The organism is Bacillus cereus group sp. BceL062 (genome assembly GCF_051780025.1).
Lineage (GTDB): Bacteria > Bacillota > Bacilli > Bacillales > Bacillaceae_G > Bacillus_A > Bacillus_A toyonensis.
This window is the reverse complement of sequence record NZ_JBPWGY010000016.1, coordinates 49954-66711: the sequence shown is the minus strand read 5'-3', so window position 1 is coordinate 66711 and position 16758 is coordinate 49954. Positions and strand designations below refer to the sequence as shown.

The window sequence follows — 16758 nt, the reverse complement described above, 5'->3', positions numbered from 1 at the left end:
GGGACATTGCCTTTGATGAAATTTTTAGTTTTAGCTATTCTCACTTTGTTTTTGATTCCATGGACAAGAAGCGGTAGTAAACTTCGAGCAGTGGATAAGAAGGGGGATGAGAAGGTTGTAAAGGGTAAGAAATCATCCATTTTAGTTATTCCTGTTTTATTTTGGATAGGTATTGCAATCTATGAATATTTTTGGCTAATTGATGATCGAGCAGATTCGATTCTTACTCATTATTCTGTTGCAGTAGCAATTTTAATTGGGCTTGTTTTATTTTCACAAGATCAGATAGGGAAATTAGAAGGTACATTAAAAGGTCTTCTAATGTTTGTTTTACTTGCAAGTTACGGCTATTTTGGTTATTTGCACGATATAGTAATCACGCAAAAGAAATATGATTCTGTTGTTAAGGTAGAGAAAGATATTTCAGAGCCATTTACTGAAAATGATCAGCCGTTTACAGTGCCGCCAAAGACAGCGGAGAATAAGATGAAAAAAGTATTTGGGGATATTCCGAAAGTAGCTTATTTTGAGCTAGGAGAATTAACGCCACAAATGGTAAACGGTGAGGCTTTATATGTAGCGCCGATTGAAGTTTCAGGATTTTTTAAAGCACGTAAAGCTGAAACAATTCCAGGGTACGTAACGATGTCAGGTACGAACCCTGATGCCGAAGCGAAACTGCATCTCGGTTATAAGATGAAATACGTGCCAAGCATGTTTTTCGGGAATAATTTAGAGCGTGTCGTACGAAAATCCGAACCAAATTTAATCTTTAAAGGGAAACCTAAATTTGAAGTTGATGATAAAGGGAAACCGTATTATACAATGACATATGGTGAATTTATTTCAGGGAGATCTGGATTTGAGGTAGAGGGTGTTGTTGTAGTAGATGCACAAACAGGTGAAGTGAAAAGATATGATAAAGGAAAGGCACCTAAATTTGTTGATGGTGTATTGAATCATGAGACCGCATCTACATTAAATACGTATTTCGGTAAATATATTCACGGATTTTGGAATACAAAATTCTCGCAAACTGATATGAAGATTCCGACTGAGTGGGGGACGAAAGAAGGAGTGACACCAATCTTCGGTAAGGATGGAACGCTATATTACTTTACTGATTTCACCTCTCCAAAAGAAGGAGTAGATTCTGCGTTAGGTTATTCACTTATTGATGCACGTACAGGTAAGTTGTATTACTATAACGGAAAAGAAGTAAAGGGAATTATGGATGGTTCAGCTGCTTCAGAAGTGGTGGATAATTCCTTTAAAAGAGAGAAATGGCATGGAACGATGCCGGTTATTTATAACGTGTACGGTAAACCTTCTTGGATTGTACCTGTTATTGATGACGGGGGATTAGTACGTGCTCATACTGTCATCTATGCTTCTAATGCAAAAATATTTGCAACAGGTTCGACGCAAAAAGAAGCTCTTGAAAATTATAAAAATGCGCTAAGCGGGAGTGGAGATTCATTTAGACCAACTTCGAGTGGAAAAGAAGCGCAAAAAGAAGGTATTGTACAGCGAGTATATAAAGAAAAATCAGGTGAAAATACAATTGTGTATGTACTGTTAGAAAATGAACAAAAAGTATTTATGATACCTGCGAAAAAATTCCCATATGCTATGTTTACAGAAGTGGGAGATCCAATTCAAATCACATACTTAGATACAGGAGAGGCGATGTCTTCCGTATCTAAATTTACAAATAGCAACTTGAAAAAGTAAAGCGATAGAATTTCTATCGCTTTTTTTTACATTATGAAAGAGGAAAATGCGCTATACTTGACGTATGTTTATGTTGTAACTATAATTGTTACGATTCAGTATGTATACGAAAGGGTGAATGGAAAAAGTGAATGAAGTTAATCACGAAATATATAAACCTGTAAAGATGAACAGGTTATGGATGATTCTTGTATTAGGAACACTTACGGCGATTGGGCCGTTATCTATTGATATGTATTTACCTTCGTTACCGAAATTAACGGATGATTTACAAACGGGTGCATCCCTTGCGCAGCTTACGTTGACAGCATGTTTACTTGGACTTTCAGTAGGACAATTATTTGTCGGTTCAATTAGTGATATTTACGGAAGGCGCAAACCTCTTATTATTGCTCTTATTATTTATGTTGCTTCTTCATTACTTTGTGCTGTAGCACCGTCTATTTGGACTTTAGTGCTTTTACGTTTCTTACAAGGCGCTTCGGGCTCTGCTGGTATCGTTATATCCCGTGCAATGGTAAGAGATATGTACTCAGGTTCTGAAATGACGAAGTTTTTCTCACTACTTATGTTAGTAAACGGAGCAGCACCTATTTTGGCCCCGATTATCGGGGGGCAATTATTACAGTTTACAACGTGGCGTGGTGTTTTTATCGTTCTTGGAGCAATTAGTGTATTTATGTTAATCTCGGCTACTTTCGTATTACGTGAAACATTACCTCCTGAAGAAAGAGAGACAGGTGGTTTGTCAGGAACATTGGCGACATACGGAAAGCTTCTGAAAGATCGCTTGTTTATGGGATATGCATTGTCACAAGGATTAGTAACAGCGGCAATGTTTGCCTACATTTCGGGATCACCATTTGTGTTGCAAAATATATACGGGGCATCACCACAGCAGTTTAGTTTATTCTTTGCGATTAACGGTATCGGTATTATTATTGCCAGCCAAGTTACTGGTCGTTTAGCAGGAAAAGTGAATGAGAAAACATTATTTGTTTCCGGTATTATTATCGCCGCTGTTGGTGGCTTATCTCTACTACTTACAATCGTATTAGGAATAGGTCTCATTGGTGTTTTATGCTCGTTATTCCTTGTTGTATCAAGTGTTGGGGTTGTATCGACAACCGGCTTCTCGTTAGCAATGAGAAATCAAAAACAAGCGGCAGGAACAGCATCAGCTTTACTAGGCTTATTACAGTTTATTTCAGGGGCACTTGTTGCACCATTAGTAGGTATTGGTGGAAGTAATACGGCATTGCCGATGGGTATTGTGATAGCTCTTTGTGAAATTGGTGCTGTATTATGTTATCTATTTATGGCCAGAAGAAGTGAAAAGCAGTTTGAACTGCAACAAAGACAAAATTTAGAAGCTTAAATTATAAAAAAGAGTTGATTCAATTATTTTTGAATCAGCTCTTTTTTCATTTCTTTGAAATAACTCATACAGCTTTGTAAGGTGATGCAAAAGTTATTTGCATAAAGTGACGATACTGTGACAAAAATGTTGGTATATATATTAAGGTATCCTCTTAAGTGTAAAAAGTAGGGCGTTCTCGGTATAATAACAAGTGGAGATAAAAGAAACTATAGATAGAAGTAGATGTAGATAAAAGGAGAAAAAGAGATGAAGAAGGTTTTGGGTATTGCTGTAATGGGAAGTGTGATTCTGCTAGCGGGATGTAATGGAAATAAAGATACGAAAGAACCGAAAGAGAAGGTAGAGCAATCTACAGAACAAACAGAAGAGATGAAAGAATACCTTGCAGTACATGAAAAATATGATATAAAAATGAATAAAGAAATCAATAAAGCACTGCAGTTATTTGAAGTGGCAAAGGAAAAGGGCGGTAAGGAAATAACGAATGCTACATATAAAGAAGATGTGCAAAAAGTAACAACGAGCATGTTAGAAGATATTGATAATATACGTAAAGAAATTCATGTTCCGAAGTCGAAAGAGCAAGAACATGAGGTATATGTTGGTTTCTTGAATGAATCGGAACAAGCGATGAAAAAATTACAGAAGTTAGCTAAAGAAGAAGATTCATCATTAATTCGTGATATAGAAATTAATTTTGCAACAGCATCGACATACTATAAACGTTTTCAAACAGAAACGAAGAAATAACCTTGCACATGCAAGGTTATTTTTTCTTCTTACCATCACCATCTTCATCTTCGTATACTAACACTTTCTGCTCTTCGTGAAATTCGGAAATAGTTTGTCCGGTAATATTATCGAAGGGTGTGTAAAAAGAAGTAATGCTTTTCTTTTTAATGAAAAGTTTATAAAATCCAATGATAACAAGTATAACAATTGTTAATGGCAGTCCTATAGTCGCTAGAAGTAAGGAATCCATCATATAGCTCCTTTAATATCATTTCTTTATATTATAAACAAAAAACTGCGATTTAGATAAATGGCCCCATTAAAAACTGATTTTTCTAAATATATCCAATTTGATTGACTTTTCATTTTTTCAGAATTATAATTCGAAATATACAATTTGAACCAAATAATAATATAGCAATTTACTTATCCAGAGAGGTAGAGGGACTGGCCCTATGACACCTCAGCAGCGGGTTCTGTAATAGGAACACCGTGCTAATTCCAGCAAGCAAGTCTTGAAAGATAAGTGATGGGCCTTTGTTTATTAAGCCTTGATCTTATTTTTTAAGATCAAGGCTTTTTGTATTCTAAAAAGAGAAAAGGGAGTAATGGAAAAAGTACGTTCATAAAACTAAGTAAATATATGTGTTTAGGTGGTTATTGAAGTGTATGTAATTAAAAAATTATCAGTTATGGTGTTCACGCTATGGGTTATTACGACAGTGACATTTCTAATTATGCATATCATTCCGGGAGATCCATTTTCATCAGATGCAAAAATCTTTCCTGAAGAAGTGATTCAAAACATGAGAGCGAAGTATCACCTTGATGAACCGTTGTGGAATCAATATGTTGCTTATTTAGACGGTGTAGTTCATTTTGATTTTGGTGAATCTGTTCAATCAACCGGGCAAGGTGTATCAGAAATTATAACAACTGGCTTTGGTCCATCAGCAATTATTGGTCTACAAGCACTTGTTATTTCATTGTTAGTCGGAATTGCTGCAGGTACATTTGCTGCTCTATATCATGGGAAAGTAATTGACTATAGTGTGAGTTTGCTCGCAATTCTCGGTATTTCTATTCCAAGTTTTATTTTAGCACCACTATTTATACAAGTATTCGCTATTCAATTTGAGCTTTTACCAGTAGCGTCTTGGGGAACATTCGAACATACTGTATTACCATCTTTCGCATTGGCGTTAGGTCCAATTGCGGTTATTACAAGGTTTGTTCGTTCTAATATGATCGAAGTATTGCAGAGTGATTATATTAAGCTAGCAAGAGCGAAAGGCATACCAATTAAGAAGATTATTATAAGACATGCTCTTCGAAATGCGATTGTTCCAGTACTTACATTTGTTGGACCATTAATGGCTGGACTTTTAACAGGGACTTTCGTTATTGAAAAAATCTTTTCAATTCCTGGCCTAGGAAAATATTTTGTAGATAGTATTTTTAACCGAGACTATCCGGTGATTATGGGAACAACAATTTTCTATAGTGCATTATTAATTACTTGTATTTTCATTACAGATATTATTCACCGCATTGTTGATCCGCGTATTCGTTCTATTACATAAGGAGGGGGGATATTTAAATGGGAGCTTATGAAATTAATGAACAGTTATTAACGAAAGAAGAGAAAAAAGAATTAACGATAAATAAAAATCAGCAAACGATTAGCAGAAAGAAAGAAGTGTTTCGTAAGTTTATATCGAATCCAATCGCAGTTTTAGGAACAGTGACGTTATTGCTAATTATTGTTTTCTCGCTTATTGGCGAAAGTTTAACTTCATTTACTGCGAGTGAACAAGTAAAAGAGGCAACAAATTTACCGCCGAGTAGTGAACATTGGTTTGGAACAGATGATCTAGGGAGAGATATTTGGGCACGTACTTGGGCTGGTGGGAAGATTTCACTAACAGTTGGATTAGTAGCAGCTGCCCTCGATATAGGGCTTGGTGTACTGATTGGTGGATTTAGTGGATATGTGAGAGGGCGTAATCGCCTTGGAACGTTAATTGATGAGTGGATTATAAGAGGAATTGAAGTATTATATGGCATCCCATATTTATTAATTGTTATTTTACTATTAATTGTTATGAAACCAGGTCTTTTCACCATTATTATCGCCCTTGCATTAACGGGATGGATTGGAATGGCTCGTCTCATTCGAGCACAAGTATTGTCTTTAAAACAACGAGAGTTTGTTATTGCAGCAGAGCGATTAGGTACATCACATATGAAAATTATATATGGGCATTTAATTCCGAATTTAACAGGGATTATTATCGTCAATTTATCATTTACAATTCCAGCAGCTATTTTTTCAGAATCATTTTTAAGCTTTATAGGACTTGGGGTACAATCACCAGCGGCAAGTTGGGGGACGATGACGAATGATGCACTCGGGACATTATTGAGCGGAGAATGGTGGCAGCTATTTTTCCCGGCAATCATGATTGCACTCATTATGTTCGCATTTAATGCAATTGGTGATGGTTTGCAAGATGCAATTGATCCAAAAATCGTAAAACGGAATCGAAAGGAGAAAAAACATGGGACAGCTCTTATCTTTAGAAAACGTAACGTTAGCCGTTGAAAAAGAGAATAGTAAGCAAGCAATTGTGAAACATGTTTCCTTTTCTATTAACGAAGGTGAAATAGTTGCACTTGTAGGAGAAAGTGGTTCAGGAAAAAGTGTTACAGCACAATCCATTATCGGCTTGAATCAAGAATCAATTCATATCGATGATGGAAATGTATCTTTCCAATCAAAGGAATTAACGAATTTACAAGAATTAGAATGGAATCAAATTCGCGGAAAAGATATTTCCTTTATATTTCAAGATCCGCTTTCATCTTTAAACCCAACGATGAAGGTAGGCAAACAAATTACAGAAGTAATTTTGCAACATGGGAAAAAATCGAAAAGAGAAGCAAAGGGAATTGCGATTAACTTGCTAAAAGATTTAGGGATACATGAAGCAGAGAAACGCTTTGAGCAATACCCACATCAATTAAGTGGAGGGATGAGGCAACGTATTTGCTTAGCAATTGCATTTGCTTGTCATCCAAAGCTTGTAATTGCAGATGAGCCGACAACAGCGTTAGATGTAACGATTCAGAAACAAATTATGGGGCTATTAAAAGAAAGGAAAGAAAAACAAAATACGAGTATTTTATTAATTACACATGATTTGGCACTTGTGCGTGAAGTAGCTGATCGAGTAGTTGTTATGTACGGGGGACGTGTCGTTGAAAAAGGAACGATACAGGAGGTAATAGGTTCTCCTAAACATCCATATACGAAAAGCTTATTACAAGCAATTCCGAATATGGATGATTCCGAAAAGGTATTACGTGCTATAGAAGGAACGACACCTTCCATTGAAACATTAAATAGCTTTGGTTGTCCTTTTGTAAATCGTTGCCCAGTAGCGATAAAAGAATGTATTCATCGTTTCCCAGAGAGAACAACATATTCTAAGGAGCATAGTTCACATTGCTGGCAGCATGTTCTAGAGCATAATAAAGCGAAATCAAAAGAGAAGGTGAATGCCTCATGACGACAGATTTAATTACTGTAAAGCAAGTAACGAAAACATATGGAAGTAAAAGTAAAGAAATCACAGCGTTAAAAGACATATCACTTTCTATCCCGGAAGGAACAACACTTGGCATTATTGGTGAAAGTGGTTCAGGAAAAACAACACTTGGAAAGCTCATAGCGGGGATTGAGAGTCCGACGTCTGGTGAAATTAATTATAACGGTCAAGTTGTTCACACGCTGAAGTCAGCTCATAAGCGAGATTTTTTACAGAAAGTACAGTTCATTTTTCAAGATTCCACAGCTGCATTAAATCCGCGCTGGAAAGTACGCGATAGTGTAACGGAAGGTTATATTTCATTCGGTTTAGGTGATAAAGGGCTGAAGGATAAAGTAGCAGGTGATGCGCTAGAGCGTGTTGGATTAGATAGAAGATATATTGATCGATATCCGCATGAATTTAGCGGAGGACAACGTCAACGTATCGCTATTGCAAGAGCGTTATTGTGTGAGCCAGAAGCATTGATTCTTGATGAACCAATTTCAGCATTAGACGTTTCATTGCAAATTCAAATTGTACATCTGTTGCAAAAAATTCAAAAGGAACAAGGCTATACATATTTGTTTATCGCACATGATTTACCGATGGTTCACTATTTATGTGAAAAAGTGGCTGTTTTATATAAAGGAGAACTTGTTGAATTTGGAAATACGGACGAAGTATTCCGTAATCCACAAAATTCTTATACAAAAACATTATTAGCATCAACACCAAAAATTTCAGGTTAAAGGAGAATGTAGGATGAAGAAGTTTTTACTGTTTGTCATTATGACCGTTTTAGCAATTACTTCTGTCGCATGCGGTAAGAAAGAGACGCAAAAGGCGAGTGCTGGTAAGGGAGAAGGAGATCGATTAGTAACGAATATTAGTAGTGATCCGTATACCCTTGATTCTGCCATTGCGACAGATAGCACGTCAGGTTATGTAATTGGACAGTTGTTTTCAAGTTTATATACACAAGATAGTGATGGGAAATATCAAAATGAATTAGCGGAGAAAGAAGAAGTAAATGCTGATGGAACTGAGTATACAATTCATTTAAAGAAAGATATTAAATGGTCAGATGGTTCTCCTATTATAGCAAATGATTTTGAATTTGCATGGAAGCGATTATTAAATCCGAAAACGGGTTCTATGAATGCGACAGAAATGTATTTTATTAAAGGGGCAGAGGCATACAATACTGGAAAAGGTGAAGAGGGACAAGTTGGTATTCAAGTCGTTGATCCTCAAACATTAAAGGTAACTCTTGAACATCCGGTTGCTTCTATTAAACAAAAATTAGCAAGCTCACTATTTATTCCATTATCTAAAAAGTCAATTGATGATAATAATAAATTAAAAACAGATCCAAAAGAGTTAATTACGAATGGGCCATTCACGTTAAAAGAGTGGAAGCATAACCAGGCAATTACAGTACAAAAAAATAAAGAATTCTACGATAAAAAGGTAACTCTAAAAGAAATTGAGTTTCGTATTATCCCAGACTCTAAAACAGCGTATCAATTATTTAAATCAAAAGAATTAGATTTACTAAGTGGTTTACCACAAGAGATGATTGAAAAAGAAAAAGGAAATAAAGAATATAAGCGTGTTGCAGGATTCTCATCTTATATTTACTCGTTTAATGTAGAAAAAGAGCCGTTTACAAATGCGAAGGTACGTAAAGCATTTTCATTAGCGGTTGATCGCAAATTTATCGTTGAAAAATTGTATAAAAATAATGCGCAAGAAGCATATGCATTCGTTCCAGAAGGAGCAAAAACACAAAGTGGCCGTGATTTCCGTAAAGAAAAAGGTGATTACGTTAAATTTGATCCAGCAGAAGCGAAAAAATTATTAGAAGAAGGTAGGAAAGAACAAGGATGGTCTACATTACCTGAAGTAACATTAAAATTCACTACAGATACACAACATAAAAAAGTAGCAGAAGCAATGCAAGAAATGTTTAAGAAAAATCTTGGAGTAGATATTAAATTAGAAAATAAAGAGTGGAAGAGTTACATAGACACATACAAGCAAAGTGATTTCCAATTAGCTTATATGGGATGGGGTGGCTCTTTATTAGATCCAATTACTAAACTAGATTTATATGCAGGTGATGGTCCGAATAACTATGCAAAATGGCATAATAAAGAATTTGACGCTTTAATAAAAGAAGCAAAAGTTGAACAAAACGAAGATAAGCGTTTTGAATTATTGCATAAAGCGGAAGATATTATGTTTACAGATTCACCATTAATCCCAATTATTTTCCCAAGTGCCTCATATTTACAAAAACCATCAGTATCCGGTGTCCAATTCATTATCGGTTCTAGTCCAGAACTAAGGTACGCAAAAATTAAAAAATAAAGAAGTAGGCAACCGCCTACTTCTTTATTTTATTTCTCTTTTATATTCTTTTTTCGTTCCATTAGAGAAGACAACTTCTAAATCGAATTTTTGATAGTCTTTATCAAGTTTGAACACGTTCACTACTTGATCGATTACTTCTTGGTCAGCAGTATCTTTATCAAATTTCAATTCTTGTAGAAGTGGGCTTAATTTTGTGATAGCCTCGTCTCCTGTTAATTTTACATCTGCTTTATGATCTTCAATTTTTGCTTCCATTTTCTTATCAGCTGCTACATTTTTATAGTCTGCTTCGTAGTCTTTCTTTGTATCTTGGTAGTCTGCCTTTAAATCGAATTCATTGAAGTTTAGTTTTAAATCTGCAGGAGCCTCATTTTTTGCTTCTTCAGTCGTCTTTTTATTAGAAGTTGTGTCTTCTTTTGCAGGAGCTTTACATCCTGTTAATGCAGGTACTAGCATAAGAGCTAATAAAACTGATAGTAGAATTCTCATTATAAATTCCTCCTTATGTAAATTCGTTCTATACAAGTTTTTCCCAAAAACATGTAATTATGTATGTGTTGAAAATAAATTATTATCCTGCAGTCATAAGGGCTAATCCGCAATTTAAATCAAAAACGATTTGTATGTATATGGTAAATTGAAGTTGTGAGGGGGGGACTAAAATGCATGAAGAATATAAAGAGATAATAAAAAAATCAATTGAATATATAGAGAATCACTTACATGAGGAGCTTACAACAGAAAGAGTGGCATCTCACAGTGCAGTATCGATGTACCATTTTCATCGCATCTTTCAAAGATATGTTGGGATGAGTGTAACGGATTATGTTCGTAAGAGAAGATTAACTTATGCTGCACAAGATTTGGTATCGACTGAAAGAGCAGTCATTAATATTGCAGTGCAATACGGTTTTTCCTCACAAGAGGCATTTACGAGAGCTTTTAAAAGAATGTTTCAATTGCCACCAAAGAAATACCGAAAGTACTTCCAGTCATTTTATATAGAAAGAGAGGGTGTTTCAATGCAAAAAGGTATACCGAAAGGGTGGGTATTAAGTGGAAGTCATCCTGCTGAATACGAGATGGGGTTAGATTATGAAGTTGTCCATCAAGGAAAAGTATCTGCATACATAAAAGCAAAAGAGAATGTTACGCATGGGGGATTTTCAACATTAATGCAAATCTTCCGAGCGGATAAATATGTAGGTAAAAGATTACGTTTTACAGCATTTGTTAAGAGTGAGAACGTAAGAGATTGGGCAGGGTTGTGGATGCGAGTAGACGGAAAAGAGACAGAACCGCTTGCTATGGATAATATGCAAAATCGTCCCATTAAAAATACGAATAATTGGCAATCGTACTCGGTTGTATTAGATATAAAAGAAGGAGCGCTTGGTATTGCATTTGGTGTTTTATTATCAGGAGAAGGTTGTGTGTGGCTAGATAGTATTCGATTTGATGAAGTAGATGAAAAAATTCCTACAACAGATTTGGCAGAGAACTTTTATGAAACACTCTTAGAAGAACCGGTGAATCTACAATTTGAAGAAGTAGAAAAATAAAAAACAAGGAGAAAAGATATGCTCAAATATGTAAAACTAATAAGTATTAGTTTAGTAATATCGTCTTGCATTATGGGAATTAACTATTTAGTTAGCTATATTTGGTCAGGGCATACACCTTCTTTGACATGGAAAACATATTTGACATTTGCATTTATATTTATTATGAGTTTTAGTTCAATACAAAAAGATGGGAAAGAGGATTGTTGACAATAGTCTTCTTCGCATCTCTTTAACACAAATGTTTATTCCTGTATGTGGGATTATTTCCCGCAACATGCGTAGCGAATGGCTATTACAAAATAATATTTGCTGGAGTTAATTTAGAGAAAATATTATCTCATTATTATTTATTAGACTAGTTACACAATTAGTAGCGGGCCTCACTATAGGTATAAAAGAAATGATAAAGGGAAGAGACCTTGTAATTAATGAAGTACACAGTAAAAAGGTATCCTTCAATTGGATACCTTTTTATTAGTACTTATTATTTTGCAACTTCTGCCCACTTGTAGTTAAATTCACCGCCGAAGTCAGTTGTTACAAGTCCTTTAATGAAAGAGCGTTGTAAGTAAGAGCGACCTTGTTGGTATAAAGGAGCGACAGCGCCATCTTGTAATAAGATTTTTTCAGCTTGTTTCATTGCTTCCCAGCGTGCTTTTTCATCGCCAGCTAAATCTGTTTTCACTTTATGAATTAGCTCGTCGTACTCTTTGTTAGAGTATTTATCAAAGTTATAAGCACTATCTGTTGTGAATAAATCTAAGAATGTAATAGGATCAGCGAAGTCAGGGCCCCAGCCATCAATTCCGATTTCATAATCACCACTTAATAGTAATTTCAACTGTTGTTTACGTGGTTGTGGCTTTAAATTCACTGTTAATCCATCTAGATTCTTTTCCAGTTCACCTTTTAAATATTCGCCAGTCTTTTTAGCTAAAGCATTATCACTTGTTAATAGTTCAAGTGTTACTTTGTCAGTACTAAGTTCTTGCTTCGCTTTTTTCCAGTTTTCTTTCGCTGATTTCACATCATCTTTGACTAGGTTTCCGTTTTCTTTGCGGAAGTCAGTGCCCTCTGGGCTCTTTGCAAATTTCGCAGGAACCATTCCTTCAGCTGGAACAGCACCGTTATTTAAAATTGTTTCTACGTATGCTTTTTTATTCATTGCGCCGTTAATAGCAAGGCGTGCATGTTGATTTTTTAATACCTCATTTTTTTGATTGAGTCGTAAAAATTGAATGCCGACTTCAGCACGTTCTTTGAAGTTTGGATCGCCCTTATATTTATCAACAAACTCCGCAGTTAAAGCAACACGGTCAATTTGTCCTGAATCATATAAGTTAACTTCTGTAGACTTATCTTTAACGACATTGAAGTTGATTTCTTCTAATTTTACTGTTTTAGCATCCCAATAGTTAGGATTCTTCTTTAATTGGAAGCCTTGTTCGTGCTTCCAGTTATCTAATGTGAAAGCACCGTTGTAGATTAAATGATTTGTTTCTAAACCGTATTTATCACCTTGCGATTTTAAGTAATCTTCATTAATTGGTAAGAATGTTGCAAATGTCGTTAAGCTTAAGAAGTAGGGAACAGGACGGTCTAGTTGTACTTCTAAAGTTTTGTCATCAAGGGCTTTGACACCTAATTGATCAAGTGGTAATTGTTTTTGATTTATTTGTTTTGCATTCTTTATATCGAAGAATAAGAATGCGTATTCGGCAGCTGTTTCAGGATTTACGGCACGTTGCCAAGCGAAGGCGAAGTCTTTTGCTGTAACAGGAGTACCGTTTGACCATTTCGAATCACGAAGATGGAATGTATATTTTGTTTTATCAGGACTAACGTCAACCGACTCAGCGACACCAGGAATTGGTTTATTATCTTCGCCCATTGCATATAAACCTTCAAAAACATTTCGCATTACGTTCATGGATTCCCCATCCGTTGCTTTTGCAACATCCATTGTTGGAATTTCTGAAGCAAATGATAAGTTAATTGCTTGTTTATCAGGTGCTTTATCGTTTGCTTTTGCACCGCTTGCATTATTTTTATTTCCCCCACAAGCAGTTAGTAGTAGACTTGCCCCTAAAACAGATGCAACAACAGGTACAACTTTTTTCTTCATTGTTCGTTCCTCCCTAAATGTGTTGTTCATAACGTCATAATGTCCATGTCTTGAAGTAGCTATAGAAAGAGATAAAACCTAGTATAAATATTTGTTTATAGGTAATCATGTGTTCTATATGTATATACATGTTGAACTATAATGTATCGTTATATGTTTCAACGTAGTAGACATTATATTTTGATGGTTAAATATTTCGTTTCTTTGATTATTTAGAATATTAACACCAGAAAGAACTATATGTCAATAATAAAAACAAAGTGTTAATTTCTTGGAATAATATATCAAAAAAGTAGATTCACTCATATTAAGGAATCTACTTTTAATATATTTTGTCAAAAAAACAATGGGAGTTGGTGGAAATACGTTGTTTAAAGTTTCACTTTATTTTTCAATTTTTGCCCATTTGAAGTTTAATTGACCTGCAAAGTCTACTTGTACAATGCCTTTCACATAAGATTTCTCTAAATAAGATTCGCCTTTTTGGTAAAGAGGAGCAATAACAGAGTCTTTAAATAATATTTTCTCTGATGCTAGTAATGCATCAAAGCGGGCTTTTTCATCACCAGCTAAAGTAGTTTTCACCTTTTCAATTGCTTCGTCGAACTCTTTATTAGAGTAATGATCTAAGTTGTAAGGGTTATTCGTTGTAAACAATTCAAGGAATGTAATTGGATCAGCAAAGTCAGGGCTCCAACCATCAATTCCGATTTCGTAGTCACCTTTTAATAAGAGTGAAACTTGTTGTTTACGTGGTTGCGGTTTTATATTTACTGTTAAGCCCTCTAAATTCTTTTCTAATTGACCTTTTAGAAACTCACCAGTCTTTTTCTCAAGGTCACCGTCACTTGTTAATAATTCTAATGTTATCTTTTCAGAACCTAGTTCTTTTTTTGCTTTTTTCCATAATTCTTGTGCAGATTTCGTATCAACTTTTGTTAAATCGCCGTTTGTAGCACGGAAGTCTTTTCCATCAGGACCTTTTGCAAAGTTTTTTGGCACAAGACCAAAGGTTGGTGTAGAGCCATCATTTAATAACGTATTGACAAAGGACTTTCGATCAATCGTTTGATCAATTGCTTGGCGTGCAGAAACGTTTTGAAGTACTTTGTTTTGTTGATTCATACGTAAAAATTGTACCCCTACGTTCGGACGTTCTTTAAAATTAGCATCCTTTTTATATTTATCAACGAAGTCAGATGTTAGTTTTATACGGTCTAATTGTTTAGATTCGAATAAATTTACTTCTGTTGATTTTTCTTTTACGATGTTGAAATTGATTTCTTCGATTTTGACAGTATCTTTATCCCAGTAGGTAGGGTTTTTCTTAAATTTAAAGCTTTGTTCATGCTTCCAATCACTTAGTGTAAAAGCTCCGTTGTACAAAATTGTATTATCTTCTAAAGCGTACTTATCACCTTGTGTTTTAAAGAATTCCTCACTAATTGGTAGAAATGTTGGGAACGCCGTTAAGCTAATAAAGTACGGAACAGGACGCTCTAATTCTACCTCAAACGTATGGTCATCAACTGCTTTTACACCAAGTTGATCGGCTGGAAGCTCTTTGTTGTTAATTTGTTTTGCGTTTTTAATATCAAAGAATAAAAATGCATATTCAGAGGCTGTTGCTGGGTCAACAGCTCTTTGCCAAGCGAAGACGAAATCTTTCGCTGTAACAGGAGTACCGTTTGACCATTTTGAATCTCGCAGGTGGAATGTGTACTTCGTTTTATCGCCACTTACTTCATGGGATTTTGCAACGCCAGGGACAGGTTTGTTACCTTCACCAAGATTATACAAACCTTCAAATACGTTTCTCATTACTTGACCGGAATCAGTATCTGTAGCACGAGCTGTATCCATTGTTCGTATTTCAGAAGGTGAAGATAAGTTTAAAACCTGTTTACTAGGTGCCTCGTCTTTTGCATTTGCTCCGCTAGCTTCGTTTTTATAACTACCGCAACCAGTTAATAAAATACTTACTCCTACAACTGATGCGATACCGGGTACAAACTTCTTTTTCATTTGATTTTCCTCCTAAATAATTAATAAGATTGGATGATGATGAGGGAAATGAAAAATAAAAAATCCCTCTTTTCTGATTGAGAAAGAGGGATTTTCACATACGAGTTATGTACCCGTATATAAACGAAGTCCCTCATTCTATCTTTCAAGCATAAAGCTTGCAGGAAGTGGCACAGTATTCAAAATGAACCTGCTGCCGAGGTTTCAAAGGGCCAGTCCCTCCACCTCTCTTGATACAATGAGTAAACGAATAAATTTTATTAATTTTTGTGTTTCTTTGATAATTCAAAATCTTACACCTTGGATAATGAAGTGTCAATCAAATGGAATATAGTTTAAATTTTCAGTTTTTTAAAGTGAAAAAAACCACTGCACATGGCAGTGGTTTTTCTACTAGAAGTTAAAGTTATCTGGATCTGGACCGACGCGATGATTTTCATTCAAAGCTTGAATTGCTTTCATATCATCCGAGCTTAATTCAAAATCGAAGATGTTTGCATTTTCAATAATGCGGTGCTCTTTAATTGATTTAGGAATCGTTACAACTTCATTTTGTAAATCCCAGCGTAAAATAACTTGTGCAGTTGATTTACTATATTTTGTCGCAATTTCTTGTAATGTTGGATGATCCAGTAGTTGCCCTTGCATTAATGGTGACCAAGCCTCGAGCTGGATGTTATGTTCTTTACAGAAAGCATGTAATTCTTCTTGTGCTAAACGAGGGTGGTATTCCACTTGGTTGACCATTGGCTTAATTTCAGCAATTTCAAATACGTCTTGTAAGTGGTGAATGTGGAAATTACTCACACCGATAGCACGAACGCGACCATCTTTATAAAGCTTTTCTAACGCTTTCCATGATTCAGTATATTTTTCTTTTACAGGCCAATGTACTAAATATAAATCTAAATATTCTAGGCCTAATTTCTCTAATGTAGTTTCAAATGCTTGAAGTGTTGTTTCATAACCTTGATCGCTATTCCATACTTTTGAAGTGATAAATAGCTCTTCACGAGGAATACCAGATTCGCGAATTGCTTGACCAACGCCTTCTTCATTTTGATAGATTGCTGCAGTATCGATGCTGCGGTATCCGTTTTTAATAGCTGCTTTTACAGAATCAATTACTTCTGATCCGTCCTCTACTTTAAACACACCTAAACCGAACCAAGGCATTTTTACACCATTATGTAATGTTGTATAGTCTTTTAAACTTGTTAAATTCAT

Annotated in this window: 15 protein-coding genes, 1 pseudogene and 2 riboswitches; of the genes and pseudogenes, 11 read left to right on the top strand and 5 right to left on the bottom strand. The window is 35.3% G+C overall.

From position 1 onward, the window contains the following. Positions 1-15 precede the first annotated feature (15 nt). The 3 genes from ACS2MN_RS27950 to ACS2MN_RS27940 all read left to right on the top strand — a co-directional run bounded on the left by ACS2MN_RS27950 (position 16) and on the right by ACS2MN_RS27940 (position 3865). Positions 16-1734 (top strand): DUF3981 domain-containing protein, encoded by a 1719-nt coding sequence (locus tag ACS2MN_RS27950; protein ID WP_000670917.1) that lies wholly within the window; start codon positions 16-18, stop codon positions 1732-1734. A 118-nt stretch (positions 1735-1852) separates the two neighbouring features. After that, on the top strand, positions 1853-3112 hold the full coding sequence (locus ACS2MN_RS27945) for a multidrug effflux MFS transporter (protein ID WP_140154016.1): 1260 nt from the start codon (positions 1853-1855) through the stop codon (positions 3110-3112). Between the two features lie 249 nt (positions 3113-3361). Further along, positions 3362-3865: a hypothetical protein gene (locus ACS2MN_RS27940; RefSeq protein WP_346994991.1), complete on the top strand. Its 504-nt coding sequence runs from the start codon at positions 3362-3364 to the stop codon at positions 3863-3865. A gap of 16 nt (positions 3866-3881) precedes the next feature. Here ACS2MN_RS27940 and ACS2MN_RS27935 read toward each other — a convergent pair whose 3' ends face one another. Beyond that, positions 3882-4097 carry a DUF3951 domain-containing protein gene (locus ACS2MN_RS27935; protein WP_000377754.1) on the bottom strand — a complete coding sequence of 72 codons (216 nt, stop codon included), beginning with the start codon at positions 4095-4097 and terminating at the stop codon, positions 3882-3884. A gap of 173 nt (positions 4098-4270) precedes the next feature. Beyond that, positions 4271-4376: riboswitch (SAM riboswitch) on the top strand. A 136-nt stretch (positions 4377-4512) separates the two neighbouring features. Here ACS2MN_RS27935 and ACS2MN_RS27930 point away from each other — a divergent pair. Genes ACS2MN_RS27930 through ACS2MN_RS27910 form a run of 5 tightly spaced genes read left to right on the top strand, consistent with a single transcriptional unit; the run spans position 4513 to position 9813 of the window. Beyond that, the gene (locus ACS2MN_RS27930) at positions 4513-5430 is read left to right on the top strand and encodes an ABC transporter permease (protein ID WP_000289322.1); all 918 of its coding nucleotides are present in this window, start codon (positions 4513-4515) and stop codon (positions 5428-5430) included. Positions 5431-5447: 17 nt separating this feature from the next. Then, on the top strand, positions 5448-6452 hold the full coding sequence (locus ACS2MN_RS27925) for an ABC transporter permease (protein ID WP_000501538.1): 1005 nt from the start codon (positions 5448-5450) through the stop codon (positions 6450-6452). Beyond that, on the top strand, positions 6409-7419 hold the full coding sequence (locus tag ACS2MN_RS27920; protein WP_000531245.1) for an ABC transporter ATP-binding protein: 1011 nt from the start codon (positions 6409-6411) through the stop codon (positions 7417-7419). The genes ACS2MN_RS27925 and ACS2MN_RS27920 overlap by 44 nt, the downstream gene beginning before the upstream one ends. Beyond that, positions 7416-8189 carry an ABC transporter ATP-binding protein gene (locus ACS2MN_RS27915; RefSeq protein WP_346994992.1) on the top strand — a complete coding sequence of 258 codons (774 nt, stop codon included), beginning with the start codon at positions 7416-7418 and terminating at the stop codon, positions 8187-8189. Before ACS2MN_RS27920 ends, ACS2MN_RS27915 begins: the two co-directional genes overlap by 4 nt. Positions 8190-8202: 13 nt before the next feature. Beyond that, positions 8203-9813: a peptide ABC transporter substrate-binding protein gene (locus ACS2MN_RS27910; protein WP_346994993.1), complete on the top strand. Its 1611-nt coding sequence runs from the start codon at positions 8203-8205 to the stop codon at positions 9811-9813. Positions 9814-9837: 24 nt separating this feature from the next. Here ACS2MN_RS27910 and ACS2MN_RS27905 read toward each other — a convergent pair whose 3' ends face one another. After that, positions 9838-10305 carry a YusW family protein gene (locus tag ACS2MN_RS27905; RefSeq protein WP_438894804.1) on the bottom strand — a complete coding sequence of 156 codons (468 nt, stop codon included), beginning with the start codon at positions 10303-10305 and terminating at the stop codon, positions 9838-9840. A gap of 173 nt (positions 10306-10478) precedes the next feature. Between ACS2MN_RS27905 and ACS2MN_RS27900 the strand changes: the two genes are divergently transcribed. From ACS2MN_RS27900 to ACS2MN_RS27890, 3 genes and pseudogenes are all read left to right on the top strand, one after another. Continuing rightward, positions 10479-11378, top strand: coding sequence for a helix-turn-helix transcriptional regulator (locus ACS2MN_RS27900; protein ID WP_087948828.1), 900 nt, complete (start codon positions 10479-10481; stop codon positions 11376-11378). An 18-nt stretch (positions 11379-11396) separates the two neighbouring features. After that, positions 11397-11588: a hypothetical protein gene (locus ACS2MN_RS27895; RefSeq protein ID WP_087948829.1), complete on the top strand. Its 192-nt coding sequence runs from the start codon at positions 11397-11399 to the stop codon at positions 11586-11588. Positions 11589-11638: 50 nt separating this feature from the next. After that, positions 11639-11859 (top strand): annotated as a pseudogene (locus ACS2MN_RS27890) (hypothetical protein); the annotation flags it as partial. 6 nt (positions 11860-11865) lie between these two features. On the opposite strand, the gene ACS2MN_RS27885 reads toward ACS2MN_RS27890, so the two are convergent. The 3 genes from ACS2MN_RS27885 to ACS2MN_RS27875 form a co-directional block, all read right to left on the bottom strand. Beyond that, positions 11866-13506 carry a peptide ABC transporter substrate-binding protein gene (locus ACS2MN_RS27885; protein WP_000731095.1) on the bottom strand — a complete coding sequence of 547 codons (1641 nt, stop codon included), beginning with the start codon at positions 13504-13506 and terminating at the stop codon, positions 11866-11868. Between the two features lie 384 nt (positions 13507-13890). Continuing rightward, complete coding sequence (locus tag ACS2MN_RS27880) at positions 13891-15531, bottom strand: peptide ABC transporter substrate-binding protein (RefSeq protein ID WP_000726441.1); 1641 nt, start codon at positions 15529-15531, stop codon at positions 13891-13893. A gap of 135 nt (positions 15532-15666) precedes the next feature. Then, positions 15667-15771: riboswitch (SAM riboswitch) on the bottom strand. A 153-nt stretch (positions 15772-15924) separates the two neighbouring features. Further along, a complete protein-coding gene (locus ACS2MN_RS27875; protein ID WP_001054814.1) occupies positions 15925-16758 on the bottom strand; it encodes an aldo/keto reductase in 834 nt (277 codons plus the stop codon).